The organism is Bradyrhizobium sp. CER78, assembly GCF_029846235.1.
GTDB lineage: Bacteria > Pseudomonadota > Alphaproteobacteria > Rhizobiales > Xanthobacteraceae > Bradyrhizobium.
The window spans coordinates 41415-66810 of sequence record NZ_JARVWP010000025.1 but is presented as its reverse complement, the minus strand read 5'-3'; the positions used below and the strand labels follow the sequence as shown (position 1 = coordinate 66810).

The window sequence follows — 25396 nt, the reverse complement described above, 5'->3', positions numbered from 1 at the left end:
GCTGTCAGCAGCAGTGACACAGGGCGCGAAAAGCCGACGCGTCGAGACACCGCGAGATCCGTCAAGACAGTCGTCAAGACAGCTGCAAGAGAGCGACCAAAGAGAACTTTGCCATGAGACGCGCCGACCGGCTGTTTCAGATCATCCAGGTGCTTCGCCGCACCCGTAAGCCTTTGACCGCCGATGCAATCGCAGCCGAGCTCGAGACATCGAAGCGGACGATCTATCGCGACATTGCCAGCCTGATCGAGCAGCGGGTGCCGATCCGCGGCGAGGCCGGCATGGGCTACATCCTCGAGAAGGGTTTTGACCTGCCGCCTTTGATGCTGACACCCGACGAGATCGAGGCCTGCGTGCTCGGCGCGCAATGGGTGGTCGGTCACGCCGATCCGGCATTGGCGCGCGCGGCCGAGGACCTGATGGCCAAGATCGCCGAGACCGTGCCCGACCGGCTGCGGCCGTTCGTGCTGGAGCCGGCAAGCCGCGCCCGCTCCGCCTGGAACCGGGAGCCCGACCGCATCGACATGGTCAGGACCCGCAGCCAGATCCACGAGGGCAAGAAGATCACGCTCAACTATCGCGACGAGCATGGCCGCGACTCTGAGCGCACGATCTGGCCGATCGCGGTCGGCTATCACGAGGCGGTACGGCTGCTCGCCGCCTGGTGCGAGCTGCGCAAGGATTTCCGCAGCTTCCGCACCGACCGCGTGGTCACCGCTGTTTACCACGACGAGAAGTATCCGGAGCGGCGCGACCTGCTGAGGGCGCGCTGGCGGCGCAGCCTGGTCTGGGAAGCGCCGAGGGACACCTGATGGCCGGCAACGCGATCGACACGGCGGATGCGAGCCCGTGCCAGTCCTGCGGCGCCTGCTGCAGCTATTCGGAGAACTGGCCGCGCTTCACGATCGAGGACGATGCGCAGCTCGACCTGATCCCGGCGCAATTCGTCAACGCGCGACAGTCAGGGATGCGCTGCGAGGGCGACCGCTGCTCGGCGCTGTCAGGGCGGGTCGGAGAAGCAACGCGCTGCGAGGTCTATGCGGTGCGGCCGGAGGTGTGCCGGACCTGCCAGCCGGGCGACGCGGAATGCGCGATGGCGCGGCGCCGGCTTGGGCTGCCGCTCATCCCGAGCGCGCAGCCGGATTGAGCACGAGTTAGGCCGTCACAGTCACCGTCTCGCTGACGTCCTCGTCGTCGAGTTCGTCATCGACAACAGGTGCGAAGCTCGACAGCGGCTTGGTCGACAGCGTGATCGGCTTGCGGCCGCCATGCGAAGCGGTCGTCACGCGAGCCGGCTCACGCGACAGCGCGTACAGCGTCGACCCGACACGGCCGCCGGAATTGACCAGCTCCCATTCGCTGCAGCTCGACGCAATCGCCACCGCGAGTGCGTGCAGGTGGCTGCGGCGATAGCAGAACAGCGCCAGCCTCGCCCTGATATCGGGCGCGACATTGGCGACCAGCAACGAAAGCCCGTTCGGATTGGCGCGATACATCTGGCCGAGCAGGTCGTCGGCAACCGGGCAGGCATCGTTCTCGAAGGCGTCGCGGCTTGAAAACATTTGCAAATCCCCCTCGATCGGGAAGATGCCGCGCAATCCTCTAACGAAAGGTTAACCACGGCCTCCGGTCGTCTCCGGAGAGGCTTGCCCGTTGCACGCGAATCACATCCGCCAGGTGCGGGCGGATGGTCGATTGCCTGAAATGAAGGAAGAGGCGTTGGTCGGCCGCTTAGTTCGCGGCCATGTAGATCGACAGCGCAAAGCCGGTGAGGTGGTGCAGCGCCTGGTCGACCCCGATCAGGGTCCAGAACCAGGGATGGCCGGCCTCCAACGTGACGCCGAAATGCGAGGCGCAGATGCCCTTGCAGCGATCGACGATGATGTGGATCACGAAGTCGATGAAGGCGACGTACCAGAACCGCGGCGCCACTACCAGGATCAGCGCCAGCGCGACCGCGAGATGGATCAGGCAATGCGCGAGCAGCGGCATGGCCCAGCCGGTCTTCTGGTCCTTGCCGATCGCCATCCAGGCATTCTGCAGCATGAAATCGGCGATGATGTGCTTTGCAGTGAGAAGCAACATCCATCCCACCAGGGCACCAACCGACACCGACGATGACATGGCAGGAAACAACAAGCTGACGCCCTTTTACTTCGATGAATGTGATTGCAAGAAAATCCGGGTCAGGCCGTCAGCACAATTCCGCAAACCGAAGCTTGTATCATTTATGACATCTCCCGCGGCGGAATGCACCTGCGGCCCCTCGAAAATCACATCTGGGTTCAGCCGTCGATAGTGGCGATGGTCATGTGGCATCGCGGCGCAGACCGTCCGGGATTAAGGTTACGGCCGGCGGCCGGTTTGCATTCCCGCCGGGGAGGTATATCGTCGGCCGCACAGGAAATTTTCTTTCTTTTATAGTCATTTACGGATTCGCCGGGCAGCGCGGCGCCGTTCCGGCAACGGGCCGTCCCTGACGCGTGACGAGCCACGTGATCAGCCATGAGTGCCGAAGCCCCCGCGCCTTCGCCGATGCCGCCGCGGCCGCGCGCTCCGGTCGCCAAGAGCAACCGCGCGCAGATCATCATCTTCACCCTGCTGACATTGCTGCTCAGCGCCATCACGGTGATCGGCGGCCGGGTCTGGCTGCGCAACTCCGAAACGCTGGTGTTCGCGGTCGGCGATGCCAACGGCCCGGAGGCGAAGTTCGCCGCCCGCCTTGCGACCGTGCTGAAGAACAATTCGTCGCGGCTGCGGCTGAAGATCGCGCCGAACCCCGACAACGCCAAGGCGCTGGCGCAGTTCGACCGCCGCGACGCCTCGCTTGCCATTCTGCGCACCGACGCCAAGGTGCCGCCGCGCGCCCGCGCCATCGCGATCCTCGAGCATGACGTGGTGCTGGTGCTCAGCCCCGGCGGCAAGAAGATCAAATCGCTGCCCGAGCTCAAGCGGAAGAAGATCGCCGTCGTCGGCGACGGCGAGAACGGCGTCAATTTCGTCCGCAGCGCGCTGGAGATTTCCGACAGCCCGGATGCGGCGCAGCGGGTGCAGCAGGCGCCGCCGAATACCCCGTTCGACAAACTGTTCGCCTCGGGCTTTGCCGCCGTGGTCGCGATCGAGCATGCCTCGAAGATCATCAAGGACAAGACATACGAGCAATACGCCAAGCGCGCCGGCGGCTTCACGCTGAACGCAATCGACGAGGCCAAGGCACTGGCGCGCAAATATCCGGCGATCTCGGAGGAGACGGTCTCGACCGGCATGCTGTCGTCCTCGCCGGCGATCCCCGACGACGACGTCGACACTATCGGGCTGGAATGGCTGCTGGTGGCGCAATCCTGGATGCCCACGACGACGGCCGCCGAGCTTGCGCGCATCGTCTATGAGAACAAGTCCGAGCTCGCGCTCGACAACGGCTTCGCCTCCAGGATCGAGCCGGCCGCGACCGACAAGGACGCCTTCATCGTCGCCCACCAGGGCGCTGCCGAATACATCAACGACGACACCAAGTCGTTCATGGATCGCTACAGCGACGTGATGTATCTCGGCGCCGCCGCGCTCAGCATCATCGGCTCGATCTTCGCTGCGATCTACACCAAGGTTACCCGCGTCGCGCCGGCGCGGGCCAGCGAGCTGGCTGGCCGGATCCTCGACATCGGCGAGCGCGTCGAGCACACCACCTGCACCGAGGACCTCGACGAACTGCAGGACGAGCTCGAGGCGATCCTGCGCGGTGCGGTGATCGGCCTGCGCGACGGCACGGTTTCCAGCGACGGCCTCGACACCTTCAAGCTTGGCTACGAGCTGGTCCGCGACGAGATCGCCCTGCGCCGCGATCATCTCAAGCGCCACCCGGCAACACCGGATGACACCCTCGTGGTGGTGAAGACCGCGAACGGGTGAGGACCAATCTGGTCTTGCGAGTTGGTCGCGCCACATTGATTGCCGTCGTCCTGGCGAAAGCCAGGACCCATAACCACCGCACTCGGTGATGAACGGGGTCGTGGCCACAGCGTCGCGCGGCATTCGAGATTTGGGGCAATGGGTCCCGTGCGCCAGGACGACGATGGGGATCGGTTCTCGATTCAAGATACCAGACACGCGGTGACATCACCCGCGCATGCGGGGTGATCCTGTATTCCAGCGGCTGTGCATAAGCCGAGGGGCCGCGGCGTACTGGATCGCCCGGTCCAGTCTCCGCCAAGGCTTCGACGTGGCCCCGAATCCCGTTGATGGGCCCGTTTCTGCGCGACCTATGGTCAGTGGGTATGCCCCAAAATAATAGGAACGGACCGGAGCCGGCCTGATTGGCTTTTCGTATCCCGTTCCGCGGAACGCCTTCGGAGCGTTACCTGCCCACTGCGGACCTGCCCGACCGATCGGGCGAAAGGTTGCGCATGATGGACAGCCCCCTTCGCAACGAACTCCTGGCGCTTCTTCCTCCTCGTGACTTGCAGTCGCTGGCGGCGAAGTCGAACGTCGTGGAGTTCACCCAAGGCGACGTCGTCCAAAGGGAGCGCGAGGAAGTCACGGACATCTACTTCCCGTTATCGGGCATGCTCTCGCTGCTGGTTGTCCTGAGAGACGGGCGGATGGCCGAGACTTCGGTCGTCGGGCGGGAAGGCTTGATCGGTGTCCGCGCAGGCCTTGGCTCGCAAGCATCGCTGGTCCGCATCGTCGCTCAATTGCCCGTGCGCGCCTTGAGGATTTCGATGGAGGACTTCCGCACGATCCTGGCAAGCAGCACCGCAATGGCGGAAATATGCCTCAAGAATGCTGACATATTGCTCGACCAGGCCCGGATTACTGCGGCCTGCAACTCACTTCATCTCGTTGAGGAGCGCTTCTGCCGCTGGCTGCTTCACACTGCGGACCGGGCGGAGAGCGATCAGTTCGACCTCAAACAGGAATTGCTCTCCCAGATGCTCGGCGTGCGCCGCACCACCATCACGGATACTGCGAAAGATATCCAAAAGCGGGGCGCCATCACCTATTCGCGCGGGAAGCTGCAGATCCTGAATCGCCGCCTTCTGCTGGCCAATTCGTGCGAGTGCTACGAATTGCTGAAACGAGCCGGTTCCTAATTGTTTTGCCTCCTGCGCAGAATTAAGTCGACAACCCGACATAACGGGAATCTACTAACCCCATCACTGCCCAGCCCTCGGCAACCATCAGTGATGAGAACGCCAGTTGCGCTCCCGCCCAACTCAAGGGAGCTGCGCCATGCAAAAGCGGCGTCGTTTCGAGCAAACGCAAACACTTCGAGATCGTCTCATTTCCTATGCGCAGCAAGCGCGTGAGCTTGCTACTGCGCTCCCGCCTTGCCCCAAGAAGGAGGATCTGCTCCGCAAGGCGCAGCAGGCCGACACGGCATCGCATCTGGACGAGTGGCTGAGTTCGCCTGGACTGCAGCCGCCGAGATAGTCATGAACGAGAGAAAATCTCCCGTCTTCACGGTTTCGGGCGCCGGGCTTTGCTCAACGTCGGTCATCGTTCTCGATCTCACAGACGAGGAAACCGCGCTTGACGTCGGCCGCCGGATTGCGGCACTCAGCGGACGAACGCTCACCATCCGGAATGAGGAGGGTCTGCCTCTCGCAACCTTCGAGGGCGCGCGCAAAAATTACGTCGTCACGTTTGAAGCCAGGACTCCTGGCAAATAAGGATGTCTGGTTCCCAGCCAGCTTTCCGCGACGGACTCGCTTGCGACGTGGTGGCCGGAGGAACGATCGAAGCAATGGCGATAGAGGCAATAGAGGCTCGCGAGTCGGATTTCCGACTTATAGCAACCTTCCCTCAGCCAAGCCGTTTTCCCCCATCACCGGCCAAGGCATAGCCCGTAGGCGTCGGTGACTGAGAGACCAATAGTGCTCCCGCCTGCATCAACAAGGGAGCAGCGTCATGACAAAGCGTCGTCGTCGCGTGCGCCAAATCCAGTCGCTGGAAGAACGCCTCGCCCAGGAGGCAAACGATCTGCGCGAGGCGGCGAGTACCCTTCCTCTCGGCCCCAAGCGCGATGCGCTGCTCCGCAAGGCGCGCCAGGACGAGACGGCCGCGCAGATGACCGAGTGGCTGACTTCGCCGACCTAAGGCTACCGATCTGGGAAAGCTTTGGATCAGCAGAAAGCGTACCGACCGATTGAAGATGGGCGAGCCCGAAAATGCCAGTCGACGAGATCGAATATCAGGGCCATCGACTAACCATCGTCGAGCAACGCGGCGGCGGCTATCTGGTCGAAATCACACCGCTTGCCGGCGGGCCAACGATCAGGACGCAGACCTTCCAAAGCACCCAGGAGGCGATCGCCAGGGCCAAGGCTACCCTCGCGAAGCATCCCGGCACGCGATGAGCTGCGTTGGCGTGGCTGATACAGATCGAAAACTTGCACCCAATGAACAACACGCTGGCGCGCACCGATAGCCGGCAGCTGCTCGGTCGGACCACCGGCGAACAGAAATTAGGAGGCCCCGTTTGGAACCAAGCGGAACACCGGGAGTCGACTCGAAGCTCCCGACTTCAGCCCCCAAGCCCATCGGGAGTGGTGATCCCTGGCGCCGTGAAACCTCCAGCGCCGGGGGTCGCCGGTTGACCGGCCAGACCGGGAAGCCGGAACACGAATAAGCGATTCGCGCGCCGAACAGAGACAGACTTATTGCCTTGGATGACGGGTTTCGAAAATGAAGGCAGCCTTGAACACGGCGCCGTCTTCCGTCCGCACCTCGATTGCAACGTCGTGCCGGTCGTCCAGCGCCGCAAAGTCCCTCGCCAGTTCGCCGAGGGTGCGGGCGGCTTCCATTTCGGCGGATCTTTGATCCGGAAACTCCAGGCCCTCTTCATCCGGATAGAGCCCGGTGCCATCCCTGATATCGAAGAAATAGCGCAGCATCCGATCGCCTCCGTCATGGTCGGCGGCCATGGTCAACAACAGGAAGCACAGGGAAATCGTTCCTAGCTGGGTTTCATGGGAACTGCGGCGCGCCAGATTCTGCTTGCGCCCGTGGAGCCCTGCGCGTTGCGCATCTCCCGAAGGACGCGCCGGTCATCCCGCTGCAACGTCCGACGACGTCCTGACAGCGTCGAGCTGCCTCCCCTCGTGATCCATATGCAGGTAGTTCGGATTGAACAGGCCCGCGCGCATCAGCCGGTCGAGATTGGGGACGGACAGCGTCTTGCCCTTGAGGACGATCAGCCCCTCGGCGCGCAGCTCCTGCAGGGTCCGGTTGACGTGGACCTTGGAAAGCCCGGTGGCGTCGGCGAGATCGCCCTGGGTCAGCGGGAAGTCGCAGCTGTCGGCCCGGGTCAGGCCGGCGAGACGCAGCCGAAGCCAGATCTCGCAGAGCAGATGGGCGATCCGCTCCAGCGCCGTGCGCTGGCCGAGGCTCATGATCCATTCGCGCTGGATCGCTGCATTGACCAGGGTTTCCCACCAGAACGCAGTGACGATGCGCGGATGCCCGGCTGCGACCTTGTCGAAGAACTCGCGCGAGAGATCGGCGATCGACACCGCGGTGATGGTGCCGATCGAATGATCCATCTCGCGCAGGATGAAAACATTCACGTCGCAGATGTCGCCGGGCAGGAAGAACGACACCACCTGGCGCCGGCCATCCTCGAGCTGCTTGTAGCGATAGGCCCAGCCGGACAGGATCAGATGGACATCCTTCGGCTTCTCGCCTTCACGGACGATATCGACGCGCGGCGCAAAATGGCGGACACGCTCGGTCGCCGCGCGATTGAGGATGACGTGGTCTACCGGCGAAAGCCGTACGAACTGCTCCAATTTCCAGACTAGCGACGCCGACGACATTGATCTCCCCGCAGGTGTAATCGGGTAACTGCCGGGCTGTTTTCAATAACGCATGTTACATTGCACAGCTATTGACGTATGTGCACTAGTGTACAGACGCCAGAGGACGCGACGGTTATTGTCCTCATGCGTCTTACAGTTCAGTTACTGTCAGGGCATCGCCGCCGTTGGCGTCCCAAGAGCCTTGCGAGCGGAGAGCCTTGCAAAGACGCAGGCCTGCAAGCGTCAGCCTTGCGGGAGCCGTCGTCGCTCAGACGAACGGCACACCGTAGTAATCATTCACCGCCCGCGTGGTGCCGATGTCGGCCCAATTCCAGTCCCGCTCGCTGCCGTATTTCGGCGCGCCGCGCAGCTGGCTCTCGGTCACGCCGGTGACATAACCACCGAGCCTCGTGTCATATTTGAGCGACTGCCAGGGCAGCGGATAGTGGTCGTTGCCGAGGCCGAGAATGCCGCCGAAGCCGAGCACAGCATAGGACACCCGGCCGCTCTTCTTGTCGATCATCACGCGCTCGATCGAGCCGATCTTGCGCTCGTCCGAGCCATAGACCGCGGTGCCTTCGACCTTGTCGCTGCCGATCAGGTTTCCGAGCTCCCTCTCGTCCATCGCCATATCATTCTCCATTGATCTCCGGGGGCCAACGATGAAGCAGGATCTTCGTTCCTGCCACGTTGCCGCAGTTGCTGCACAGCAAAACGCGGTTCAGCCGGTCGGTGGATCTCCGCGATCGTCAGCCGTCATGCCGGATCCCGGAGTTTTGTCCGCGTCGCTCAACTTCGGATCCCGCGTCGCTTCGGGCTTTGCCGGTTTTCGCTGATCTGTATTGTGGGCGGTCCGCGCGCGCGCCTTGTCGGCCGGCTGCTCCTGGCCCTTGTCGTCCTTCACGATGCCGTGGTTCGAATGTGCCATTGCTCATCTCCCTTGGCTCGTTTTCCTTGGTTCGTTTCCCTTGGTTCGTTTCCTTTGACTCAATTGCCTTGAAGCTATGCGGGCCCCGGCGATGCAATTCGCCGAGGCCCGTCACCGGATTAGTCCACTGCCTTCGGGGAGCAAAGCAGCGAACGTGTGAGCGTTACGCATGGCGCCGAAGATCGTTCCTGCGGTGCCGACGGCGATTTCGTTTAAGCCGTTGTCATGGGTTAACGACGCCCTCCGGGGAACATGCCTAGTATCGCTGGTTCCAGCGAGGAGGCGGCATGGTCAAGAAGAAGCGCAACAGGTCGCGGCCTCCCGGATCATTCGAGGAACGCCTGCAAAAATTCGCCGAGGATTCGCGCATTGCAGCACGCAAGCTGCCGCCGGGGCGGGAGCGCGAGACGCTGATGAAGAAGGCCAGGCAGACCGAGACCGTGATGGAAGTCAGCGAGCAGCTGACACTCCGCAAATAGCCGCAAGACCGGAGCAAGCTGCGATGGGAGAGCCGCGATGATCGAGGAACGATTTGACTCGCGTACACTCGCCGCCATGAATTATGCACTCGACCACGTCTGCGCCAACGCGCTTCACGGCGAGGAACATGACACCCGCAGGCGCGTTGCCAGATACATCATCAAATGCGCCAAGAGCGGCAGGACGACGCTCTCCGAGCTCACCCAAGCCGGACAGCAGGCGCTGGCCAAGGTCACCGCGGCGGCGGGATAAATTCGCATAACCTGCCTTGCCTGCAACCTGCCTTGCTCCTCTGGTCTTCAGCAAAGGCAGATACCCATGCGCATTGCAATCAGCATCGGCCTGCTCGTCTTCCTGGCCGCCGTCGGCGTCTACGCCTATGAAGGGCTCACCGTAGACGCTCCGGTGCCGACCTCCGGCATCGTCATGTTCACGATCGGAATTGCGGTTCTGGGCACGGTCTGCGTCGGCCTGATGGGCCTCTTGTTCTATTCCAGCCGCCGCGGCTACGACGAGCCGCCGCACGTGAAGCGGTAGGTGGTTTCGAGAAAGGCTTAGCTCCGCGATGTCCGTCCCGTCATCCTGAGGAGCGCGTAGCGCGTCTCGAAGGATCGACGGCCCGTCTGTGGCCGTGCATCCTTCGAGGCTCGCTTCGCTCGCACCTCAGGATGACGGTGATAGGTCCGTGTCTGTCCACGTCATTGCGAGGAGCGCAGCGACGAAGCAATCCATTCCTCCGCTTGCCGAGCGATGGATTGCTTCGCTTCACTCGCAATGACGTGGATAGGCTGGCGCTAGGATGCCACCGCCACCCGCGCGCGAATCTCGGCGATCTTGCGCTTGAGCGATGCCTGCCGCGGATCAGGCATGATGGCGGCGCGGGCCTCGGTGATGGCGCCAGCAAGGTCGGGGAGCGCGAGCACGCCGTCGAAGGTCGGCTTGACCAGCCCGTCGATGATTACGTGCCAGTCCGCGATGCCCTGGCGATAGCGATCGCCGTAGCCCTGGATCATGGTCGCGGTCTGCACGATGGCCGGGGCAGCGGCCGGCTGCTTGGTCAGGCTGCGGTCGATCATGTGCAGCCAGCGCTCGACCCAGACCCGCTCCTTGGCGTAGCGCCCCGAGAACAGCCGCCAGCGCTTCAGGCCCGCCTCGATCCTGAGCCGGCGAACGCTGAAGCGGGTGTTGGCGTTGAAGCGGATCGAGACCCGGCGGCGGCGCCAGCCGAACTGATCGAGCACGCCGAGGATCGGATCGGCGACCATCTCCGGCAAGGCGTCGATCAACTCGTCGAGGCGCAGCTTCTTGACGTCGTCGGCGGAGCGCGCCGCAAGGCCGCCCGCCGCATTGACTTCGCCGAGCTTGAGCTGCGCGATGCGGATCGCATCCTCATAGGCCATGCGCTCGGCCATCAGCCGCGCGATCTCTGCCAGCAGGGTGTCGTCAACGCCGCGGCGCCCGACGAAGCGCTTGAGCCGGTCGATATAGAGCTGGGCGTAGCTCGTGCTCTGATAGACGATCAACAGCTGGATGGCCGCGGTGACCGCCGGCCCGAGATGGTCCGGGCAGGCCTCGGGCAACACCGGCGGTCCCTCGTCCTCGTCGCCGATGATATCGGCAAACAAGTAACGGAGCGAAGCCAGCAGACTGTCGTCATCCGGCACTGCGGCGCCTCCAGAACTGGTCGCGGGGCTCATGCAGGTTTTGGCTCCGCGACCTGTGGGGTGGCGTGTTGCGCGAGCCGTTGCTCGAGCGTCGCGATATTCTGGAACAGGCGGGCGCTGAACAGACGCAGCAAATAGAAGCCGAACGCCGGGTTCTGCACGTAAAGCTGCTCGACCTGGTCATAGGTCACCGACAGCACCATGCCGGTTTCGACGCACTCCAGCGTCTGGGTTCGCGTGTTCGACGGCGACAGCATGCCGAACTCGCCGACCAGGGCGCCGACCGGCAGCTCGATGCCGGATTCGACCAGGCGGAAGCGGCCGCTGACGATGTAGAAGATGCTGTCGGCCTTCTCGTCCTTGTAGAACAGGACCTCGCCCGCGGTGCATTTGCGCTCCGTCGTGAACGGCCGGAGCCAATCCATGGACAGATCGCTGTTGACCGATTTCTTCACGTTGCGGACCAGTTGCAGCATCTGGTGCAGACGATAGGTGTTCACCGGCAGCAGCACCGCGTGCAGGATCAGCGTCGCGTAATTGTGGGTCGGGACCGCGGTCGCGATCAGGATGATGTTGGTCAGGATGGCGAAGACGCGCAACGGGATCATGGTGCGCATCGAGAGCGTCGCAACCACGAAGATCGATGCGAAGAAACTGCCGGCGGCACCGGCGTGCTGGGCGAGATGTGAGGTATCCATCGGAAACCAACCAATTCTCAAGAAGTGAACAAGATCGCCTTATTAGTCGCTTCATTCCTGCTCAGGTTGCCCGCCCAAGTCGCATAGCTATCGCGTCCGCCGGCATCCTTGATATATGGGGAAAAAAGCGACGATTTGTCCGATTTCTCACATTCGCGGGCGCAAAAACGGGCCAACATGGTTAGGCCATTCGTCCAACAGACGGGACTTTCGCCGCGATCATCCCGCCGCGGCCTGCGCGTTGACGGCCTCAACCGGGAGAGGCACGTTGTGACACAGGCTCCACCGCTCGCGGGGCCTTGATTCCAGCAGTTCAGCGACAGGCAAGCTCCGTTCCGATGTCCAAGCCGCTCGTCCTTCCGGCCTTGACGCGCTTCGTTTCCGCCACCGCCGGCCGCAATATGACCACGGCGGCCTATGTCGCGGTCACGGTCGGCGTTGCCATGATGACGCTGCTGACGGTCGCGCCGGCCTATGACGCGGTGCCGCGCTGGGTCGATGCGCTGCTGTGGGCCTGCCTTGCCTATTTCGTGTTCGAATGGCTGGTGCGGCTGCGCCACATGCGGCGGCAGGACAAGTTCTGGTTCTACCAGCTGTCCAGCGCCGGCATCGTCGATGCGATCGGCGCGCTGGCGGTGCCGCTGGCGCTGCTCGCCGGCATCGAGCCGAAGACCGCATGGCTGCTCGGCGTGCTCTGGGTGCTCAAGGTGGTGCCCGGCATTCCCGGCCTGCGCCAGCTCCGCCGCGTGCTGGTAGTGGAATCCGGCCCGCTGCTCAGCGTGCTCGTGATCTTCCTGATGGTGGTGTTTCTGGCCTCGGTCGCCGAATACTTCCTGGAACGGGACGTCCAGCCGCAAACCTTCGGCAGCGTGCCGGCGGCGCTGTGGTGGGCGGTGGTGACGCTGACCACGACCGGCTATGGCGACGTGGTGCCGATCACCCCGCTCGGCCGCATCGTCGCCGCCATGGTGATGATCTCGGGCCTCGGCGTGTTCGGGTTGTGGACCGGTATTCTGGCGACCGGCTTTGCCAACGAAACCCGCCGCGACAATTTCCTGAGAACCTGGGAGACCGTCAGCAAGGTGCCGTTCTTCGCACATCTCGGCCCCGCCGCGATCGCCGACGTCACCCAGGTGCTGCGGACCATCGACCTGCCGCCGCGCACCATGATCATCCGCAAGGACACCAACGGCGATTGCATGTATTTCGTCGCCGCCGGCGAGGTCGAGGTCGACCTGCCCGGGCGCAAGGTCAAGCTGGGCGAAGGCGCGTTCTTCGGCGAGATGGCGCTGCTCGGCAACGCCAAGCGCGGCGCCAGCGTCGCGACCAGCAAGGTGACCCGGCTGTTGGTGCTTGACCTGGTCGATTTCCGCCTGTTGATGGCAAGGCATCCCGATCTCGCCGAGACCATCGATGCCGAGGCGAAGCGGCGCGAACGTGAGAATCAATAATGGAGACCAAGATGGCTGACGCGGCCGACACCGCCAGCGGACCCGTGCTCGAAATCGCGGGCGCGCGCGCCACGATCCGCCTCAACCGGCCGAAGCATCTCAACCGCCTGCAGGCTGAGGACCTCGGCGAGCTCGTGAAACTGTTCGACCGGATCGAGGCCGATCCTGCGATCCGGGTGCTGGTGCTGACCGGAACCGGCCGCGCGTTCTCGGCGGGCTACGATCTCAACTCGGTGGCCGAGCGCGCGGTGAGCGCCAATGAGCAGCAGAGCGCGGGCTCGGCGTTTGAGGTCGTGGTCAACCGGCTTGAGGATTTGAGCGTGCCGACGATCTGCCGGCTCAATGGCGGCGTCTATGGCGGCTCGACCGACCTTGCGCTCGCCTGCGACTTCCGCATCGGCGTCGATACCGCCGAGATGTTCATGCCGGCGGCGCGGCTCGGGCTGCACTATTACAAGAGCGGCATCCAGCGCTACGTCACGCGGCTCGGCGTCGACAACGCCAAGATGCTGTTCCTGACCGCGCAGAAGATCACGGCGCCGGAGATGCTGCGGATCGGCTACCTCACCGCGATGGTGTCGCTCGACCTGCTAGACGAGGAGGTCGACAAGCTGGCGACGATCCTGGCCGGCAATGCGCCGAAGGCAATGGCCGGCATGAAGCGCGCGATCAACGAATTCGCCCGCGGCGAGCTGGATGAGGCCGCCGCCGACGCCCGCCATCGCGACAGCATGCGCGGCGACGAGATCAAGGAAGGCATCAAGGCCTTCGCCGAAAAGCGGGCGCCAAGGTTCTAGGGCACCGCCCCACACTATCAGCACCGTCACCCTGAGGAGGCCGCGGAGCGGCCGTCTCGAAGGGTCGACGGCCCAGCTGGTGGCCGTGCATCCTTCGAGACGCGCGGAGCCTGTCATCGGGCCGCGCTTCGCGCGGACCCGTTGGCCCTCCTCAGGATGACGGGTCTAGCAGGAACGCACTGATACCACCTTACCCTGGAGGGGGAGGGTCGTTGCGCATGCAGCGCAGCGGAATGTAAGACGGGGTGGGGTGATCTCTCAACACGGGCAGCGCCCGATTGGAGAGATCACCCCACCTCGCCGCTCATTTCATTCGCGTCGATCCTCCCCCTCCAAGGGAGGATAAGAAGGGGACCTTACGCCCGCTTGCTCCGCATCGCGCGGGTCTGCGTGATGTCGGGGTCGCGCGCCAGTGCCTGGTAGCGCTTGCTGTCGACGGCGTAGATCGCGATGCGGCCTTCGGCGTCGGCGTGCACGCCCCAGCCGAAGCGTTTGCCGAGCGGCGAGGCGCGCATGCACGCCTGGCCGCGCGAGAAAAAGGTCTCCCGCGCGAGGCTGCGCTCCTTCTTCGCCGCCTTGCTATCGAGCGCGCGGCCGGCCGACGACGTGGCGAACACCACGTCGTCGGAGGTGTATTTGTAGGGCGCGCCGGAAATCATCCGGAATTGCAGCACGGCGACCGTCGGCTGGCCGCCGCGCAGCTGCGGCTCCTCGCCGCTCCGCGCCGGGCAATCCTCGGCGACGCGGATCAGGGTGTTGAAGCAGTTGGTGCTGTGCAGCTCTTTCGCCATCGGCACGATCCGTATCACACTCCCACGGCCGCCGCATGCTGCGCCGCCATCTCGTCGTCGGCCTTCGATATCCGTTCGAAAGCCGGGCGCGCGGTGATGCGTTCGGCGTAGCGGACGAAGACGTCCCTTTTCGGTACGATGCCGAACATCATGGTCCAGCTCAGCGCGACGCCCCACAGGATGTCGGCCGCCGTGATCGCATCGCCGAACAGATAGGGCCCCTTGGCGAGCTGCGCCTCCAGCGCGCCCAGCATGGTGTCGTAATCGGCATAGGGCGACTGCGTGATCGGTGCCGGCGCGCGCTTCATGAAATGGTCGATCACCGCCGGCTCGAATGAGGAGCCATAATAGGCGATCCAGCGCAGATACGGGCCGCGGCGCGGGTCGTTCAGCGCCGGCGTCAGACCGGCCTGCGGAAACAGGTCGGCGAGATAGATGAAAATCGCGACCTGCTCGGTCACCAGCGCGTCGCCATGGCGGATCGCCGGCACCTTGCCGAGCGGATTGATGGCGAGATACGCGTCCTTGCGCTGCTCGGCCGCCTTCATGTTGAGGACATGCAGATCGTAGGGCGCGCCAAGCTCCTCCAGCAGCACCCGGGTGCCGGTGGCGCGGCTCTGTGGCGAGTAATACAGCGTGACACGGTCCGTGGGTGCAGCATTGGTCATAGGCAGGTCTCCTTGTGCCGACAGGGGCATCGCCTCCTTATGTCCGCCTATACCTGACATCTTGTGTCAGGTATGATTTGGCCATGCGCGCGAGCCGGCTGTTTTCCATCCTCACCACCCTGCAGGCGCGGGGACAGGTCACCGCGCCCGAATTGGCCGAGGCCTGCGAGGTTTCGGTACGCACGATCTATCGCGACATCGATGCGCTGGCCGCCGCTGGCGTGCCCGTCTATGCCGACCGCGGCGCCGAGGGCGGCTATCGGCTGCTCGACGGCTACCGCGTGCGGCTCAACGGACTGTCGCAGGGTGAGGCCGAGGCGCTGTTCATGGCGGGACTGCCCGGCCCCGCCGCCGCGCTCGGCCTCGACGCCGCGATGGTGGCGGCGCAGACCAAGCTGACGGCGGCGCTGCCGGAGCATTTGCGGCCCACCGCGAACCGGATGCAGCAGCGCTTCCACTTGGACGCGCCCGGCTGGTTCGGCGAGACCGAGGAACCGAAGCATCTGCGCGCGATTGCCGGCGCGGTGCTGCGCGAAAACCTGATCGAGATACGCTACCAGAGCTGGAAGGCCGAGAAGCGGCGGCGCGCGGCGCCGCTCGGCCTCGTGCTGAAGGGCGGCAGCTGGTATCTCGCCGGCCTCGTCGACGGCAATGTGCGCACCTACCGCGTCGCGCGCGTGCTGGATTGCACCGTCCTGGAGACGCCGTTCGCGCGGCCGGTGGACTTCGACCTCGCGGCCTATTGGCGTGCCTCGATCGAGCGGCTCGAGGCCGAGCTGCATCCGAACGAGGCCACGGTGCGGCTGTCGCCGCTCGGGCTAAAACTGTTCGATGCGCTGGCGCATCCTTACGTGAAGGCGCGGATGCGGCTTGCTGATGGTACCGACGCCGACGGCTGGCACATCGCCACCATGCCGGTCGGCAAGACGGTGTGGCATGCCGCGACCGAGCTGCTGCGACTCGGCGCCGAGGTCGAGGTGATCGCGCCCGACGGGCTGCGCGAGAAGATGGCAGAACTCACCGGCGCGATGGCCGCGCGCTACGCGAATGCGCCGCGGCAGCGCCGCGTGGCGGGACGCAGGGGCTAATAGCGGCTGTCGGAGCTGATGACGAAGCGGTCGAGGAAATTGACCGGCAGGATCTCGAACTTGTCCAGCTCCAGCGTAATCCCGGTCACGAAATCGACGCCCTTGATCGTGCCCTGGAGATCGATCCTACGGCCGCGGCGCAGGCCGCGTGTTTCCGGATGTTGCTCGATGTCGATATAGGCATAGATCGGATTGTCGAGCCGTGCATGGCGGTGCCAGCCGCGTTGCAGAAAGCTGAATTGCAGCACCTGGCCCGCGCCCCAGTCGATCGCGTCGAAGAAGCGGGTCTTCCAGGCAACAGGCTGTCCCAGATAATGCGCGGCAATGAACGCGTCGCGCTCGAGCGCAGGCAGACGGTGCAGTTGCCAGCTGATCTCGGCTGGCGTCGGAGCGGCGTTGTTCGCCATTGTTCTTCTTGGGTTTTTCTTGTCGCTTCTTCTTGTCCTCGGCGGAGGGATAAGTTCCGCCTTGAGGAAATTATACATCAACGAATGTGACAGTATCAGCCACAGTTGCGCGCGAGGTGCGGTAGCTGTTCACCTTGTGCGCGTTGTCGGCATAGCCGAACGAGATACCGCAGACAACCCGGCGGTCGTCAGGCAGGTTGAAATGGCGGCGGATCAGCCCGGAATGACGCGCGAGCGCGGCCTGCGGGATAGTGCCGAGCCCGAGCGCCTGCGCGGCCAGCATGAAGTTCGAGACATAGCCGCCGCAGTCGATCGCACCATAGATGCCGAGCGGCTCGTTGGTGTGGATGACTGCGACATGCGGCGCGCCGAAGAAATTGTAGTTCTCCAGCGCCTGCTTCGAATAGGCCGCCTTGTCGCCGCGCGCGATGCCGAGCGTGTTGTAGAGCTGGAAGCCGCTCTCGCGGCGTCGCTCCAGATAGACGCCGACATATTCGCGCGGCGGCGTGAAGTCGTGGTCGTCCTTGGCGCCGGACGCAGCCTCGGCATAGATCGCCTTGCGGAAGCGCTCCTTGGCCTCGCCGGACGCGATCAGCACCTGCCATGGCTGGCTGTTGCACCAGGACGCGGTGCGCTGCGCGACGCTGAGGATATGTTCGATGACGTCGCGCGGCACCTCGCGCGGCAGGAACGCGCGCACCGAGTAGCGCTCGTTGAGCAATTCCTCGAGCGCGCCGATGCGGTCTTCGGATGAATAGCGCGGGCCCGGTGTCTTCGCGTCCATGGCGCTTCCTCTTTCCTGTCATTCCGGGGCGCGCGCAGCGCGAACCCGGAATCTCGATCCAAACCTCTGGATTCCGGGTTCGATGCTCCGCATCGCCCCGGAATGACGACTAGCCCCGCCCCTTGGTCGGGATCTTGTTATAGGGCACGTCCTTGTCGACGCGGATATCGCCGGGCAGGCCCAGCACACGCTCGGCGATGATGTTGCGCAGGATCTCGTCGGTGCCGCCGGCGATACGCATCGAGGGCGAAGACAAGAGCATCTGCTGGAACTGGCCGTTGGCCTGCTCCTCGTCCATGCCGGTGAGGCTGCCCGCGGCGCCTTCCAGATCCATCGCATAGGTCGCGATGTCCTGCAGCATCAGGCCGGAGACGAGCTTGCCGATGGAATTTTCCGGACCCGGCCGCTCGCCCTTCGACAGCGCCGAGATCGCGCGGTAGCTGGTGTATTTCAGCCCGCTCGCTTTCACCGCCCAGCTCGCAAGCTTGGAGCGCACCGCCGGATCGTCGATCGCGAGACCATCTTCCAGCATCAGATTGGAGCAGAACTCGAACATCTCGGGCACGCCGGTCGCAAGCCGCGCGCCGATCGACATGCGCTCGTTCATCAGCGTGGTCAGCGACACGCTCCAGCCCTCGCCGACGGCGCCGAGCCGCTGGCTGTCCGGGATCACGACGTCGGTGAAATAGACCTCGTTGAATTCCTGCATGCCGTTGGCCTGCTTGATCGGCCGCACTTCGACGCCGGGGCTCTTCATGTCGAGGAAGAACATCGTGAGGCCCTTGTGCTTGGGCACATTCGGATCGGTGCGCGCGATCAACAGGCCGTAGTCGGAGTAATGCGCGCCCGAGGTCCAGATCTTCTGGCCGTTGACGACCCAATTGTCGCCCTTCTTCTCGGCGCGGGTGCGCAGGCCCGCGACGTCGGAGCCGGCCGACGGCTCGGAGAACAGCTGGCACCAGATCTCCTCGCCCGCAGCAAGCTTCGGCAGATAGCGGCGCTTGGCCTCTTCGCTGCCCCAGGCCATCACGGTCGGGCCGCACATACCTTCGCCGATCTGGAACGGTTGCGTCAGCTTGCCGTAGACGCCTTCTTCCTGCTGCCAGATCACGCGCTCGATCGGGGTGGCACCGCGGCCGCCATATTCCTTCGGCCAGTGCAGGCAGGCCCAACCGCCTTCCGCCTTCTTCTTCTGCCAGGCCTTGCCGACCTCGACCATGTCGTGCTTGGCAAGCCTGATACGGCCGAGCGAGGACTTCGAGAGCTCCTCTTCGAACTCCCTCGGCGCGTTGGCGGCGATCCACTTGCGGGCGATGGACCGGAATTCGGCTTCCTGCGGCGTGTCATGGAAATTCATGGCGGCTCCTTTTTCTTTGTCATTCCGGGGCGATGCGAAGCATCGAACCTCAGATGCGCAATTGCGCATCGGGGAATCTGGAGATTTGTTATTCGGCTCGAGGTTCCGGGTTCGCCGCTGCGCGCTGCCCCGGAACGACAGTCATGACCTTCCCTTGGTCGGGATCTTGTTGAAGGGAACGTCCTTGTCGACCCGGATGTCGCCGGGCAGGCCCAGCACGCGCTCGGCGATGATGTTGCGCATGATCTCGTCGGTGCCGCCTTCGACGCGGGTGCCCGGCGCGCGCAGCAGCATCGCCTGGAATTTGCCGGCGACCTCGGCATCCTCGGGACCGCTCAAGGCACCTGCGGCGCCCTGCAGATCGAGCGCGTAGGTCGCGACGTCCTGGATCATCGAGCCGGCGACCAGCTTGCCGATCGAGTTCTCCGGTCCCGGACGCTCACCGCGCGACAGCGCGGAGATCGCGCGCATGCTGGTGTATTTCAGCCCGCTCGCCTTCACCGCCCAGTTCGCGAGTTTCGAACGCACCGCGCGGTTCTCGATCGCGGGACCGTCTTCCAGCATCAGGCTGTTGCAGAAGTCGAACAGCTCGGGGAAGCCGGTGGCGACGCCGGCGCCGATCGACATGCGCTCGTTCATCAGCGTGGTCAGCGACACGTTCCAGCCGTCATTGATATTGCCGAGCCGCTGCGAGTCCGGAATCCGCACGTCGGTGAAATAGACCTCGTTGAAGTCGGACGCTCCGCTCGCCTGCTTGATCGGCCTGACCTCGACGCCCGGGCTCTTCATGTCCAGGAAGAACATGGTGAGGCCCTTGTGCTTCGCGACCGTCGGATCGGTGCGGGTCAACAGGATGCCGTAGTCGGAATAATGCGCGCCGGAGGTCCAGATCTTCTGGCCGTTGATGACCCATTCGTCGCCGTTCTTCTCGGCGCGGGTGCGCAGGCCTGCGACGTCGGAGCCGCCGGCCGGCTCGGAGAACAACTGGCACCAGATCTTCTCGCCGGAGGCGAGCGGCGGCAGATATGTGCGCTTCTGCTCCTCGCCGGCGAACGCCATCATGGTCGGACCGCACATGCCGTGGCCGATAATGAACATCGAGCTGAGGCGGCCGAACGGGCCCTCCTCCTGCTGCCAGATCACGCGCTCGATCGGCGAGGCGCCGCGGCCGCCATATTCCTTCGGCCAGTGCAGGCAGGCCCAGCCGGCATCGGCTTTCTTCTTCTGCCAGGCCTTGGCGACCTCGAGAATGTTGGCGCCCTTGAGCGCAACGCGGCCGAGCGAGGCCTTGCGCAGCTCGTCCTCATATTGCTTCGGCGCATTGGCCGCGATCCAGGCTTTCGCCTCGGCGCGGAATGCGGCCTCCTGCGGGGTGTCGTCGAAATTCATCCTGATCTCTTTCCGTCATTCCGGGGCGATGCAAAGCATCGAACCCGGAATCTAGAGGTTATTTACTCATCTCGGGATTCCGGGTTCGCGAGCGTTGCTCGCGCCCCGGAATGACGACTCGGTGTTACGCCGCGTTCTTCTTGCGCATGCGATCGATCAGCGCGTCTTCCCAATAGGACAGGCTGCCGAGACCGAGCGCCATCGCATTGGCGCGGCGATAGTACATGTGGCAGTCGAACTCCCAGGTGAAACCCATGCCGCCGTGAACCTGGATGTTGTTCTTGGCGCAGTGCTGGAACGCCTGCGTCGCGCTGATGCGCGCGGCGGCGGCGGCTTCCGGCAGTTCGCCGGCATTGGTCGAAAGCGCCCAGGCGCCGTAGTAGCAATTCGAGCGCGCCAAGGTCGCCGAGACATACATGTCGGCCAGCATATGCTTGACCGCCTGGAACGAGCCGATCGGACGGCCGAACGCGATACGGTCGAGCGCGTAGTCGCGGCCCATCTCCAGCGCGCGGTCGGCGCCGCCGACCTGCTCGAACGCCGTCAACACGGCGGCGCGATCGAGCACCTGGGCGATCACGCTCCAGCCCTCGCCGGCCGCGCCGAGCGGCTCGGCCTTGCAATCCTTGAAGGTGATCTCGGCCTGGCCACGGGTGAGATCGATGTTGGTCAGCGACTTCACCTCGACGCCGCCGGCCTTGAGATCGACGATGAACAGGGAAATGTCCGACTCGCGTCCGCTTGAGCCGGTGCGCGCCGCGACAACAGCGAAATCGGCGATCGCACCATCCGGCACAGGCTTCTTGACGCCGTTGAGCACGCCGCCATTGGCGGTGACCTTGACCGCCTTCGGCGAGGGATTGCCCTTGCCCTCGAACAGCGCCAGCGTGCCTATGGCATCGCCCGAGGCGATCTTCGGCAGCCACTTCTGCTTCTGCGCGTCACTGCCCGCGATCAAGATCGCCTCGGCGGCGAGATAGACGGTCGAGGAGAACGGCACCGGCGCCAGCGCGCGGCCCATTTCCTCCGCGATCACGCAGAGCTCGAGATGGCCGGCGCCCGCACCGCCGAACTGTTCCGGGATCGCAACCCCGAGGAAACCCATCTCGGCGAGGCCCTTCCACAGCGACTTGTCGTAAGACGCCTTGCCGTCGAGCACCTCACGCACGGCCTTCGGCGGGCACTGCTCGCTGAGGAACTTCCGCGCCTCGTCGCGCATCTGCTTCTGTTCGTCGGAGAAATCGAAATTCATGGCGTTACCTTCTTGGTTCTTGTCGTTTCAATTAGCCGTCATTTCGGGGCGCGCGCAGCGCGAGCCCGGAATCCATGGAACAGCAGAGTATGCGGCTTGATGGATTCCGGGCCTGGGCCTCGGCGGCGCATCCCGGAATGACGAATGGAGAGAGAGACTAGCCTCAGCACAGCACGATCACCTCGCCGCAGGGCTGCTCGGCATAGAGCTTCTCCACCAGTGCGGCGCGGCGTTCGAGGCCGGCGCGCTGGTTGATGTAGCCCTTGTCGGTGAGCTCGTTGCCGTCGATCGACGGCGGCTCGACCATCAGCATCGCACGCGCGATGCGCATGCTGCTGCCGGTGGTGGACGCGTTGTGGGCCTGCAGGCCCTTTTGGAGACAGGCGATCACGTCGGGATGCCGGATAACGTCCTCATAGCTCGCGTCGGCATTGCCGACGAGCTGACGGCAGGCATGCAGGTTCGGCCAGCACAGCAGGCCGATGAACTCGCGGTCCTGCCCCGCCACCAGCGCATCATGCACGACCGGCGTCGCGGCCGCGATCGCGTCGGTGCGCAGTGAGCCAACATGGACGAAGGTGCCGGTGGTCAGCTTGAAATCCTCGACCACGCGGCCAGCGAAGATGATGCCTTGCAGCGGATCCGCAGGATCCACGAACACGCCGGCATCGCCGATGCAGTAGAAGCCTTCCTCGTCGAACATCTTCGCCGTGAGATCGGGCTGGCCGAAATAGCCCGGCGTGACGTTGACGCCGCGCAGCCGCAATTCGTATTTCGAGCCGCACGGCACCATCTTCAGCTCGACGCCGGGGAACGGCAAGCCGATCAGGCCGACGCGCTCGGTGTCCCAATAGGTGCCGGTCGAGGTCGGCGCGGTCTCGGTCGAGCCCCAGCCGGTGTAGAACACGATGCGCTCGCCGGTCGTTTTCACCGCCAGCGCCTGCATGCGGTCATAGAGATCGTCGGGCAGTCGGGCGCCGCCATAGGCCATGATCGAGAGATTCTTGAAGAAGCTCCGACAAAGCGCCTCGTCCTTCTCCATCGCGGCCGCGAGCGCGGCATAGCCGGCCGGCACGTTGGCGTAATAGGTCGGCGACACCTCGCGCAGATTGCGGATGGTCTCCTCGAACTGGCCCGGCATCGGCCGGCCGTCGTCGATATAGAGCGTGCCGCCATCGACCAGCACCGGATTGAACGCGGCGTTGCCGCCCATGGTGTGATTCCACGGCATCCAGTCGAGCACGGTCGGAATCGGCCCCGCCGTTTCGCGTGGCCGCACCTGCATCATCATCGCCGCGTTGGCGCACATCATCTGCTGGGTGTTGATGACGGCCTTGGGCATGCCGGTCGAACCCGAGGTGAACAGCAGCTTGCCGACGGTATCGGGCGTGATCTTCGCGATCGAATTGCCCACATCAGCCGTGACAGGCGTTGCCGCGAGCTCGGCAAACGCCACGCTCTTGATGCCCTCGCAGGGCCGCAGCACGTGCACGACCGTGATACCGGTGAGGTCGATCGCCCTGAGCGCCTTCTCGAAGGTCGGGCCATCCTGCACCATCACGACGGCGGGCTTGATCAGATTGAAGAGATATTTGAGCTTGAGATGATCCTGGCTCATCAGCGAATAGGCCGGCGACACCGGCGCGGCCGGCAGCCGCGCCTGCATCGCGGCCTGCGTCATCAGCGCGTGCTCGATCGAATTGCCCGACAGGATCGCGACAGGCCGGCCGTCGGCAATGCCGAGGTCGAGCAGGCCTTGCGTCAGCGCATCGACGGTGCGCTTGGCTTCGCCATAGGAGACCTTGCGCCATTGCCGGTCGGGACCGCCGCGTTGCGCGAGCCAGATGCGCTCAGGCGCCTGCGCCGCCCATTTGGCGAGATAGGCCGGGATGTGCGTCTCATAAGCCTGGAGCGGAATCCGCGACTTCAGGACGACGGTGCCGTCGCCGCGCCGATCAATCGCGATGTCACGCGCGAGCCAATCCACCTTACGGAAGGCGGGTTTCGTCAGCATCGCCGCGTCTCCATCCATTTTGCGTCTCCCGGAATTCTTGTCCTTTTGAGGATCTGTTCTCAGCGCCTGATATAGACAGGCTTTCGTTTCTCAAGGAAGGCCCTGATGCCTTCCTGGAAATCTTCCGAGCGGCTGCACAGCACCTGGTTGCGATCCTCCATCGCGATCACGGCCTCGATCGATCCGGCATCGACGCTCATGTTGATGCATTCCTTCGAGAGGCGCAGACCGACCGGCGAGGCCGTCATCATCGCATCGACATAAGGATTGGCGGCGGTATCGAGATCGGCGGCCTCGACGACTTCAGACACGAGACCGACAGCGAGCGCGCGATCGGCGTTGATGAAACGCCCGGTGAGGATCAGTTCGGAGGCGACCGACACGCCGACGAGGCGCGGCAGGAAATAGCTGGTGCCGATGTCGCAGCCCCCTAAGCCGAGCTTGATGAAGGCACAGTTCATCCGCGCGTTCTTCGCGGCGATGCGGATGTCGGCGGCGAGCGCCAACGCGAAACCGCCGCCGGCGGCAGCGCCCTGCACCAGCGCGATGATCGGCTGCGGAGCGCGCCGCATCAGCATCACGATGTCGGCAATGCGGCGCTGCGAGTCCAGGGAGTCAGCGACGCTCGGCGGCTCGCTCTGCCCGCCGCGCCGCGCCATCGCGTGCTTGAGGTCGAGCCCGGCGCAGAAATTCGCGCCGGCGCCCTTCAGCACCACGACGCGAGTGTCGCGATTGCGCTGCAAGCCCTGGAAATAGACGTTGAGCGCGTCGATCAGCGAGGGATCGAGCGCGTTGAGGCTTTCGGGACGATTGAGCGTGACCCAATCGACTCCGTCGTGATGTTCGATCAGCAGCGGATTTGTCACGCGCATGGTCCTCCCGATCGTCGTCCCGGCCAAGCGAAGCGCGAGCCGGCACCCATAACCACAGGCTTTTGTTGTTTTGCGCGGCGTCTGCCAGGTCTGCCTGTTACAGACGCCGCGGAGTATGGGTCCCTGCGCCAGCGCGCAATTGCGCGCAAGGCCGGGACGACGGCGGAATATGCCGCTAGCGCGGCGCCATGCGGATGGCGCCGTCGAGGCGGATGGTCTCGCCGTTGAGCATCGGGTTCTCGACGATGTGGACGGCGAGATTGCCGTATTCCGAGGCGTCGCCGAGGCGGGCCGGATGCGGCACCTGGGCGCCGAGGCTCTTGCGGGCTTCCTCGTTGAGACCCATCAGCAGCGGCGTCAGGAACAGACCGGGCGCGATGGTGTTGACGCGGATCTTCAGGCTGGCGAGGTCGCGCGCGGCCGGCAGCGTGAGGCCGACGACGCCGCCCTTCGAGGCCGAATAGGCGATCTGGCCGATCTGACCTTCATAGGCCGCGACGGATGCGGTGTTGATCACGACGCCGCGCTCCTCACCGATGGTCTCGGCGGTGGCGAGGCGCTCGGCGAACAGGCGGAGCACGTTGAAAGTGCCGATCAGATTGACATTGATGATGCGGACGAATTTCGCCAGCGGGTACGTTCCGTCCTTGCCGATAATGCGCTGCGAGCCGCCGATGCCGGCGCAGTTCATCAAGACGCGCGCGATGCCGTGCGCGGCCTCGGCCTTGGCGATCGCCGCCTTGATCGCTTCCTCGTCGGTGACGTCAGCGTGCAGGGCAACGCCCTTCACCTCAGCGGCGACCTTCTCGGCGTTTTCCTTGTTCTGGTCGATCACGCCGATCTTGGCGCCCTTGGCGGCCATGGCGCGCGCGGTTGCGGCACCGAGGCCGGAGCCACCGCCGGTGATGAGAACGGCAACGTCTTTCAACTGCATAAGAGCAACCTTTCCTTGGGCGTTTCTTC

The 25396-nt window shown here is 64.3% G+C and carries 31 protein-coding genes; 13 read left to right on the top strand and 18 right to left on the bottom strand.

Annotated elements, in window-relative coordinates; all coding sequences use genetic code 11:
- Positions 1 to 113 precede the first annotated feature (113 nt).
- Both QDT69_RS34365 and QDT69_RS34360 read left to right on the top strand, forming a co-directional pair.
- Positions 114 to 812, top strand: coding sequence for a YafY family protein (locus QDT69_RS34365; RefSeq protein ID WP_028336549.1), 699 nt, complete (start codon positions 114 to 116; stop codon positions 810 to 812).
- Positions 812 to 1147 carry a YkgJ family cysteine cluster protein gene (locus QDT69_RS34360; RefSeq protein ID WP_279710903.1) on the top strand — a complete coding sequence of 112 codons (336 nt, stop codon included), beginning with the start codon at positions 812 to 814 and terminating at the stop codon, positions 1145 to 1147. Before QDT69_RS34365 ends, QDT69_RS34360 begins: the two co-directional genes overlap by 1 nt.
- A 7-nt stretch (positions 1148 to 1154) precedes the next feature.
- Here QDT69_RS34360 and QDT69_RS34355 read toward each other — a convergent pair whose 3' ends face one another.
- Positions 1155 to 1562 carry a hypothetical protein gene (locus QDT69_RS34355; protein WP_279710902.1) on the bottom strand — a complete coding sequence of 136 codons (408 nt, stop codon included), beginning with the start codon at positions 1560 to 1562 and terminating at the stop codon, positions 1155 to 1157.
- Positions 1563 to 1731: 169 nt separating this feature from the next.
- Complete coding sequence (locus QDT69_RS34350; protein WP_279710901.1) at positions 1732 to 2085, bottom strand: DUF3307 domain-containing protein; 354 nt, start codon at positions 2083 to 2085, stop codon at positions 1732 to 1734.
- A 420-nt stretch (positions 2086 to 2505) separates the two neighbouring features.
- Between QDT69_RS34350 and QDT69_RS34345 the strand changes: the two genes are divergently transcribed.
- The 5 genes from QDT69_RS34345 to QDT69_RS34320 all read left to right on the top strand — a co-directional run bounded on the left by QDT69_RS34345 (position 2506) and on the right by QDT69_RS34320 (position 6353).
- Positions 2506 to 3906: a TAXI family TRAP transporter solute-binding subunit gene (locus tag QDT69_RS34345; protein WP_279710900.1), complete on the top strand. Its 1401-nt coding sequence runs from the start codon at positions 2506 to 2508 to the stop codon at positions 3904 to 3906.
- 404 nt (positions 3907 to 4310) lie between these two features.
- On the top strand, positions 4311 to 5087 hold the full coding sequence (locus tag QDT69_RS34340; RefSeq protein ID WP_279710899.1) for a Crp/Fnr family transcriptional regulator: 777 nt from the start codon (positions 4311 to 4313) through the stop codon (positions 5085 to 5087).
- 342 nt (positions 5088 to 5429) lie between these two features.
- Positions 5430 to 5666 carry a hypothetical protein gene (locus tag QDT69_RS34330; protein ID WP_279710897.1) on the top strand — a complete coding sequence of 79 codons (237 nt, stop codon included), beginning with the start codon at positions 5430 to 5432 and terminating at the stop codon, positions 5664 to 5666.
- 238 nt (positions 5667 to 5904) lie between these two features.
- A complete protein-coding gene (locus QDT69_RS34325) occupies positions 5905 to 6093 on the top strand; it encodes a hypothetical protein (protein WP_279710896.1) in 189 nt (62 codons plus the stop codon).
- Positions 6094 to 6164: 71 nt separating this feature from the next.
- Positions 6165 to 6353 carry a hypothetical protein gene (locus QDT69_RS34320; RefSeq protein ID WP_074126775.1) on the top strand — a complete coding sequence of 63 codons (189 nt, stop codon included), beginning with the start codon at positions 6165 to 6167 and terminating at the stop codon, positions 6351 to 6353.
- Positions 6354 to 6653: 300 nt separating this feature from the next.
- On the opposite strand, the gene QDT69_RS34315 is transcribed toward QDT69_RS34320, so the two are convergent.
- The 4 genes from QDT69_RS34315 to QDT69_RS34300 form a co-directional block, all read right to left on the bottom strand.
- Positions 6654 to 6890: a hypothetical protein gene (locus QDT69_RS34315; protein WP_074126788.1), complete on the bottom strand. Its 237-nt coding sequence runs from the start codon at positions 6888 to 6890 to the stop codon at positions 6654 to 6656.
- Positions 6891 to 7043: 153 nt separating this feature from the next.
- Positions 7044 to 7811, bottom strand: a complete 768-nt coding sequence (locus QDT69_RS34310) for a Crp/Fnr family transcriptional regulator (RefSeq protein WP_279710895.1) — start codon at positions 7809 to 7811, stop codon at positions 7044 to 7046.
- 250 nt (positions 7812 to 8061) lie between these two features.
- Positions 8062 to 8424 carry a PRC-barrel domain-containing protein gene (locus QDT69_RS34305; protein WP_279710894.1) on the bottom strand — a complete coding sequence of 121 codons (363 nt, stop codon included), beginning with the start codon at positions 8422 to 8424 and terminating at the stop codon, positions 8062 to 8064.
- 90 nt (positions 8425 to 8514) lie between these two features.
- Positions 8515 to 8721, bottom strand: a complete 207-nt coding sequence (locus QDT69_RS34300) for a hypothetical protein (protein WP_279710892.1) — start codon at positions 8719 to 8721, stop codon at positions 8515 to 8517.
- A 287-nt stretch (positions 8722 to 9008) separates the two neighbouring features.
- On the opposite strand from QDT69_RS34300, the gene QDT69_RS34295 reads away from it, so the two are divergent.
- From QDT69_RS34295 to QDT69_RS34285, 3 genes are all read left to right on the top strand, one after another.
- Entirely contained in the window at positions 9009 to 9200 is a 192-nt protein-coding gene (locus QDT69_RS34295) for a hypothetical protein (protein ID WP_279710891.1), read from the top strand.
- Positions 9201 to 9237: 37 nt separating this feature from the next.
- Positions 9238 to 9453, top strand: a complete 216-nt coding sequence (locus QDT69_RS34290; RefSeq protein WP_279710890.1) for a hypothetical protein — start codon at positions 9238 to 9240, stop codon at positions 9451 to 9453.
- A 66-nt stretch (positions 9454 to 9519) separates the two neighbouring features.
- Positions 9520 to 9738, top strand: coding sequence for a hypothetical protein (locus QDT69_RS34285; protein WP_279710889.1), 219 nt, complete (start codon positions 9520 to 9522; stop codon positions 9736 to 9738).
- Between the two features lie 257 nt (positions 9739 to 9995).
- Here QDT69_RS34285 and QDT69_RS34280 read toward each other — a convergent pair whose 3' ends face one another.
- Positions 9996 to 10898 (bottom strand): DUF6537 domain-containing protein, encoded by a 903-nt coding sequence (locus QDT69_RS34280; protein ID WP_279710888.1) that lies wholly within the window; start codon positions 10896 to 10898, stop codon positions 9996 to 9998.
- Positions 10895 to 11563 carry a Crp/Fnr family transcriptional regulator gene (locus QDT69_RS34275; protein ID WP_279710887.1) on the bottom strand — a complete coding sequence of 223 codons (669 nt, stop codon included), beginning with the start codon at positions 11561 to 11563 and terminating at the stop codon, positions 10895 to 10897. Before QDT69_RS34275 ends, QDT69_RS34280 begins: the two co-directional genes overlap by 4 nt.
- 338 nt (positions 11564 to 11901) lie before the next feature.
- Here QDT69_RS34275 and QDT69_RS34270 point away from each other — a divergent pair, with 338 nt between their 5' ends.
- Both QDT69_RS34270 and QDT69_RS34265 read left to right on the top strand, forming a co-directional pair.
- The gene (locus tag QDT69_RS34270; protein ID WP_279710886.1) at positions 11902 to 13014 is read left to right on the top strand and encodes a cyclic nucleotide-gated ion channel; all 1113 of its coding nucleotides are present in this window, start codon (positions 11902 to 11904) and stop codon (positions 13012 to 13014) included.
- 11 nt (positions 13015 to 13025) lie between these two features.
- Positions 13026 to 13811, top strand: coding sequence for an enoyl-CoA hydratase/isomerase family protein (locus QDT69_RS34265; RefSeq protein WP_279710884.1), 786 nt, complete (start codon positions 13026 to 13028; stop codon positions 13809 to 13811).
- Positions 13812 to 14167: 356 nt separating this feature from the next.
- Here the strand turns inward: QDT69_RS34265 and QDT69_RS34260 are convergent, their stop codons facing one another.
- Positions 14168 to 14602 (bottom strand): DUF6157 family protein, encoded by a 435-nt coding sequence (locus QDT69_RS34260; RefSeq protein ID WP_279710883.1) that lies wholly within the window; start codon positions 14600 to 14602, stop codon positions 14168 to 14170.
- A 14-nt stretch (positions 14603 to 14616) separates the two neighbouring features.
- Positions 14617 to 15270 (bottom strand): glutathione S-transferase family protein, encoded by a 654-nt coding sequence (locus QDT69_RS34255; RefSeq protein ID WP_279710882.1) that lies wholly within the window; start codon positions 15268 to 15270, stop codon positions 14617 to 14619.
- A gap of 83 nt (positions 15271 to 15353) precedes the next feature.
- On the opposite strand from QDT69_RS34255, the gene QDT69_RS34250 reads away from it, so the two are divergent.
- Complete coding sequence (locus tag QDT69_RS34250) at positions 15354 to 16358, top strand: YafY family protein (RefSeq protein WP_279710881.1); 1005 nt, start codon at positions 15354 to 15356, stop codon at positions 16356 to 16358.
- Here QDT69_RS34250 and QDT69_RS34245 read toward each other — a convergent pair.
- From QDT69_RS34245 to QDT69_RS34210, 8 genes are all read right to left on the bottom strand, one after another.
- A complete protein-coding gene (locus tag QDT69_RS34245; protein WP_279710880.1) occupies positions 16355 to 16765 on the bottom strand; it encodes a hypothetical protein in 411 nt (136 codons plus the stop codon). The genes QDT69_RS34250 and QDT69_RS34245 overlap by 4 nt on opposite strands.
- Positions 16766 to 16835: 70 nt before the next feature.
- Positions 16836 to 17549, bottom strand: a complete 714-nt coding sequence (locus QDT69_RS34240) for a nitroreductase (protein ID WP_279710879.1) — start codon at positions 17547 to 17549, stop codon at positions 16836 to 16838.
- Between the two features lie 109 nt (positions 17550 to 17658).
- Complete coding sequence (locus QDT69_RS34235) at positions 17659 to 18906, bottom strand: acyl-CoA dehydrogenase (RefSeq protein ID WP_279710878.1); 1248 nt, start codon at positions 18904 to 18906, stop codon at positions 17659 to 17661.
- Positions 18907 to 19047: 141 nt separating this feature from the next.
- Positions 19048 to 20295 carry an acyl-CoA dehydrogenase gene (locus QDT69_RS34230; RefSeq protein WP_279710877.1) on the bottom strand — a complete coding sequence of 416 codons (1248 nt, stop codon included), beginning with the start codon at positions 20293 to 20295 and terminating at the stop codon, positions 19048 to 19050.
- Positions 20296 to 20419: 124 nt separating this feature from the next.
- Positions 20420 to 21547: an acyl-CoA/acyl-ACP dehydrogenase gene (locus QDT69_RS34225; protein ID WP_279710876.1), complete on the bottom strand. Its 1128-nt coding sequence runs from the start codon at positions 21545 to 21547 to the stop codon at positions 20420 to 20422.
- Between the two features lie 163 nt (positions 21548 to 21710).
- Entirely contained in the window at positions 21711 to 23579 is a 1869-nt protein-coding gene (locus QDT69_RS34220; protein ID WP_279710875.1) for an AMP-binding protein, read from the bottom strand.
- 41 nt (positions 23580 to 23620) lie between these two features.
- Complete coding sequence (locus tag QDT69_RS34215) at positions 23621 to 24427, bottom strand: enoyl-CoA hydratase/isomerase family protein (protein ID WP_279710920.1); 807 nt, start codon at positions 24425 to 24427, stop codon at positions 23621 to 23623.
- A gap of 181 nt (positions 24428 to 24608) precedes the next feature.
- Positions 24609 to 25367, bottom strand: a complete 759-nt coding sequence (locus tag QDT69_RS34210; RefSeq protein WP_279710874.1) for an SDR family NAD(P)-dependent oxidoreductase — start codon at positions 25365 to 25367, stop codon at positions 24609 to 24611.
- Positions 25368 to 25396: the final 29 nt, after the last annotated feature.

Bases quoted from the DNA above. Each gene is read 5' to 3' on its own strand.
- QDT69_RS34250 (WP_279710881.1), top strand. From the start codon at position 15,354: ATGCGCGCGAGCCGGCTGTTTTCCATCCTCACCACCCTGCAGGCGCGG.
- QDT69_RS34320 (WP_074126775.1), top strand. From the start codon at position 6,165: ATGCCAGTCGACGAGATCGAATATCAGGGCCATCGACTAACCATCGTC.
- QDT69_RS34230 (WP_279710877.1), bottom strand. From the start codon at position 20,295: ATGAATTTCGACGACACCCCGCAGGAGGCCGCATTCCGCGCCGAGGCG.
- QDT69_RS34220 (WP_279710875.1), bottom strand. From the start codon at position 23,579: ATGGATGGAGACGCGGCGATGCTGACGAAACCCGCCTTCCGTAAGGTG.
- QDT69_RS34360 (WP_279710903.1), top strand. From the start codon at position 812: ATGGCCGGCAACGCGATCGACACGGCGGATGCGAGCCCGTGCCAGTCC.
- QDT69_RS34210 (WP_279710874.1), bottom strand. From the start codon at position 25,367: ATGCAGTTGAAAGACGTTGCCGTTCTCATCACCGGCGGTGGCTCCGGC.
- QDT69_RS34330 (WP_279710897.1), top strand. From the start codon at position 5,430: ATGAACGAGAGAAAATCTCCCGTCTTCACGGTTTCGGGCGCCGGGCTT.
- QDT69_RS34255 (WP_279710882.1), bottom strand. From the start codon at position 15,270: ATGACCAATGCTGCACCCACGGACCGTGTCACGCTGTATTACTCGCCA.
- QDT69_RS34270 (WP_279710886.1), top strand. From the start codon at position 11,902: ATGTCCAAGCCGCTCGTCCTTCCGGCCTTGACGCGCTTCGTTTCCGCC.
- QDT69_RS34235 (WP_279710878.1), bottom strand. From the start codon at position 18,906: ATGAATTTCCATGACACGCCGCAGGAAGCCGAATTCCGGTCCATCGCC.
- QDT69_RS34295 (WP_279710891.1), top strand. From the start codon at position 9,009: ATGGTCAAGAAGAAGCGCAACAGGTCGCGGCCTCCCGGATCATTCGAG.
- QDT69_RS34275 (WP_279710887.1), bottom strand. From the start codon at position 11,563: ATGGATACCTCACATCTCGCCCAGCACGCCGGTGCCGCCGGCAGTTTC.
- QDT69_RS34290 (WP_279710890.1), top strand. From the start codon at position 9,238: ATGATCGAGGAACGATTTGACTCGCGTACACTCGCCGCCATGAATTAT.
- QDT69_RS34265 (WP_279710884.1), top strand. From the start codon at position 13,026: ATGGCTGACGCGGCCGACACCGCCAGCGGACCCGTGCTCGAAATCGCG.
- QDT69_RS34280 (WP_279710888.1), bottom strand. From the start codon at position 10,898: ATGAGCCCCGCGACCAGTTCTGGAGGCGCCGCAGTGCCGGATGACGAC.
- QDT69_RS34325 (WP_279710896.1), top strand. From the start codon at position 5,905: ATGACAAAGCGTCGTCGTCGCGTGCGCCAAATCCAGTCGCTGGAAGAA.
- QDT69_RS34300 (WP_279710892.1), bottom strand. From the start codon at position 8,721: ATGGCACATTCGAACCACGGCATCGTGAAGGACGACAAGGGCCAGGAG.
- QDT69_RS34350 (WP_279710901.1), bottom strand. From the start codon at position 2,085: ATGTTGCTTCTCACTGCAAAGCACATCATCGCCGATTTCATGCTGCAG.
- QDT69_RS34315 (WP_074126788.1), bottom strand. From the start codon at position 6,890: ATGCTGCGCTATTTCTTCGATATCAGGGATGGCACCGGGCTCTATCCG.
- QDT69_RS34240 (WP_279710879.1), bottom strand. From the start codon at position 17,549: ATGGACGCGAAGACACCGGGCCCGCGCTATTCATCCGAAGACCGCATC.
- QDT69_RS34260 (WP_279710883.1), bottom strand. From the start codon at position 14,602: ATGGCGAAAGAGCTGCACAGCACCAACTGCTTCAACACCCTGATCCGC.
- QDT69_RS34285 (WP_279710889.1), top strand. From the start codon at position 9,520: ATGCGCATTGCAATCAGCATCGGCCTGCTCGTCTTCCTGGCCGCCGTC.
- QDT69_RS34365 (WP_028336549.1), top strand. From the start codon at position 114: ATGAGACGCGCCGACCGGCTGTTTCAGATCATCCAGGTGCTTCGCCGC.
- QDT69_RS34310 (WP_279710895.1), bottom strand. From the start codon at position 7,811: ATGTCGTCGGCGTCGCTAGTCTGGAAATTGGAGCAGTTCGTACGGCTT.
- QDT69_RS34225 (WP_279710876.1), bottom strand. From the start codon at position 21,547: ATGAATTTCGATTTCTCCGACGAACAGAAGCAGATGCGCGACGAGGCG.
- QDT69_RS34345 (WP_279710900.1), top strand. From the start codon at position 2,506: ATGAGTGCCGAAGCCCCCGCGCCTTCGCCGATGCCGCCGCGGCCGCGC.
- QDT69_RS34245 (WP_279710880.1), bottom strand. From the start codon at position 16,765: ATGGCGAACAACGCCGCTCCGACGCCAGCCGAGATCAGCTGGCAACTG.
- QDT69_RS34355 (WP_279710902.1), bottom strand. From the start codon at position 1,562: ATGTTTTCAAGCCGCGACGCCTTCGAGAACGATGCCTGCCCGGTTGCC.
- QDT69_RS34305 (WP_279710894.1), bottom strand. From the start codon at position 8,424: ATGGCGATGGACGAGAGGGAGCTCGGAAACCTGATCGGCAGCGACAAG.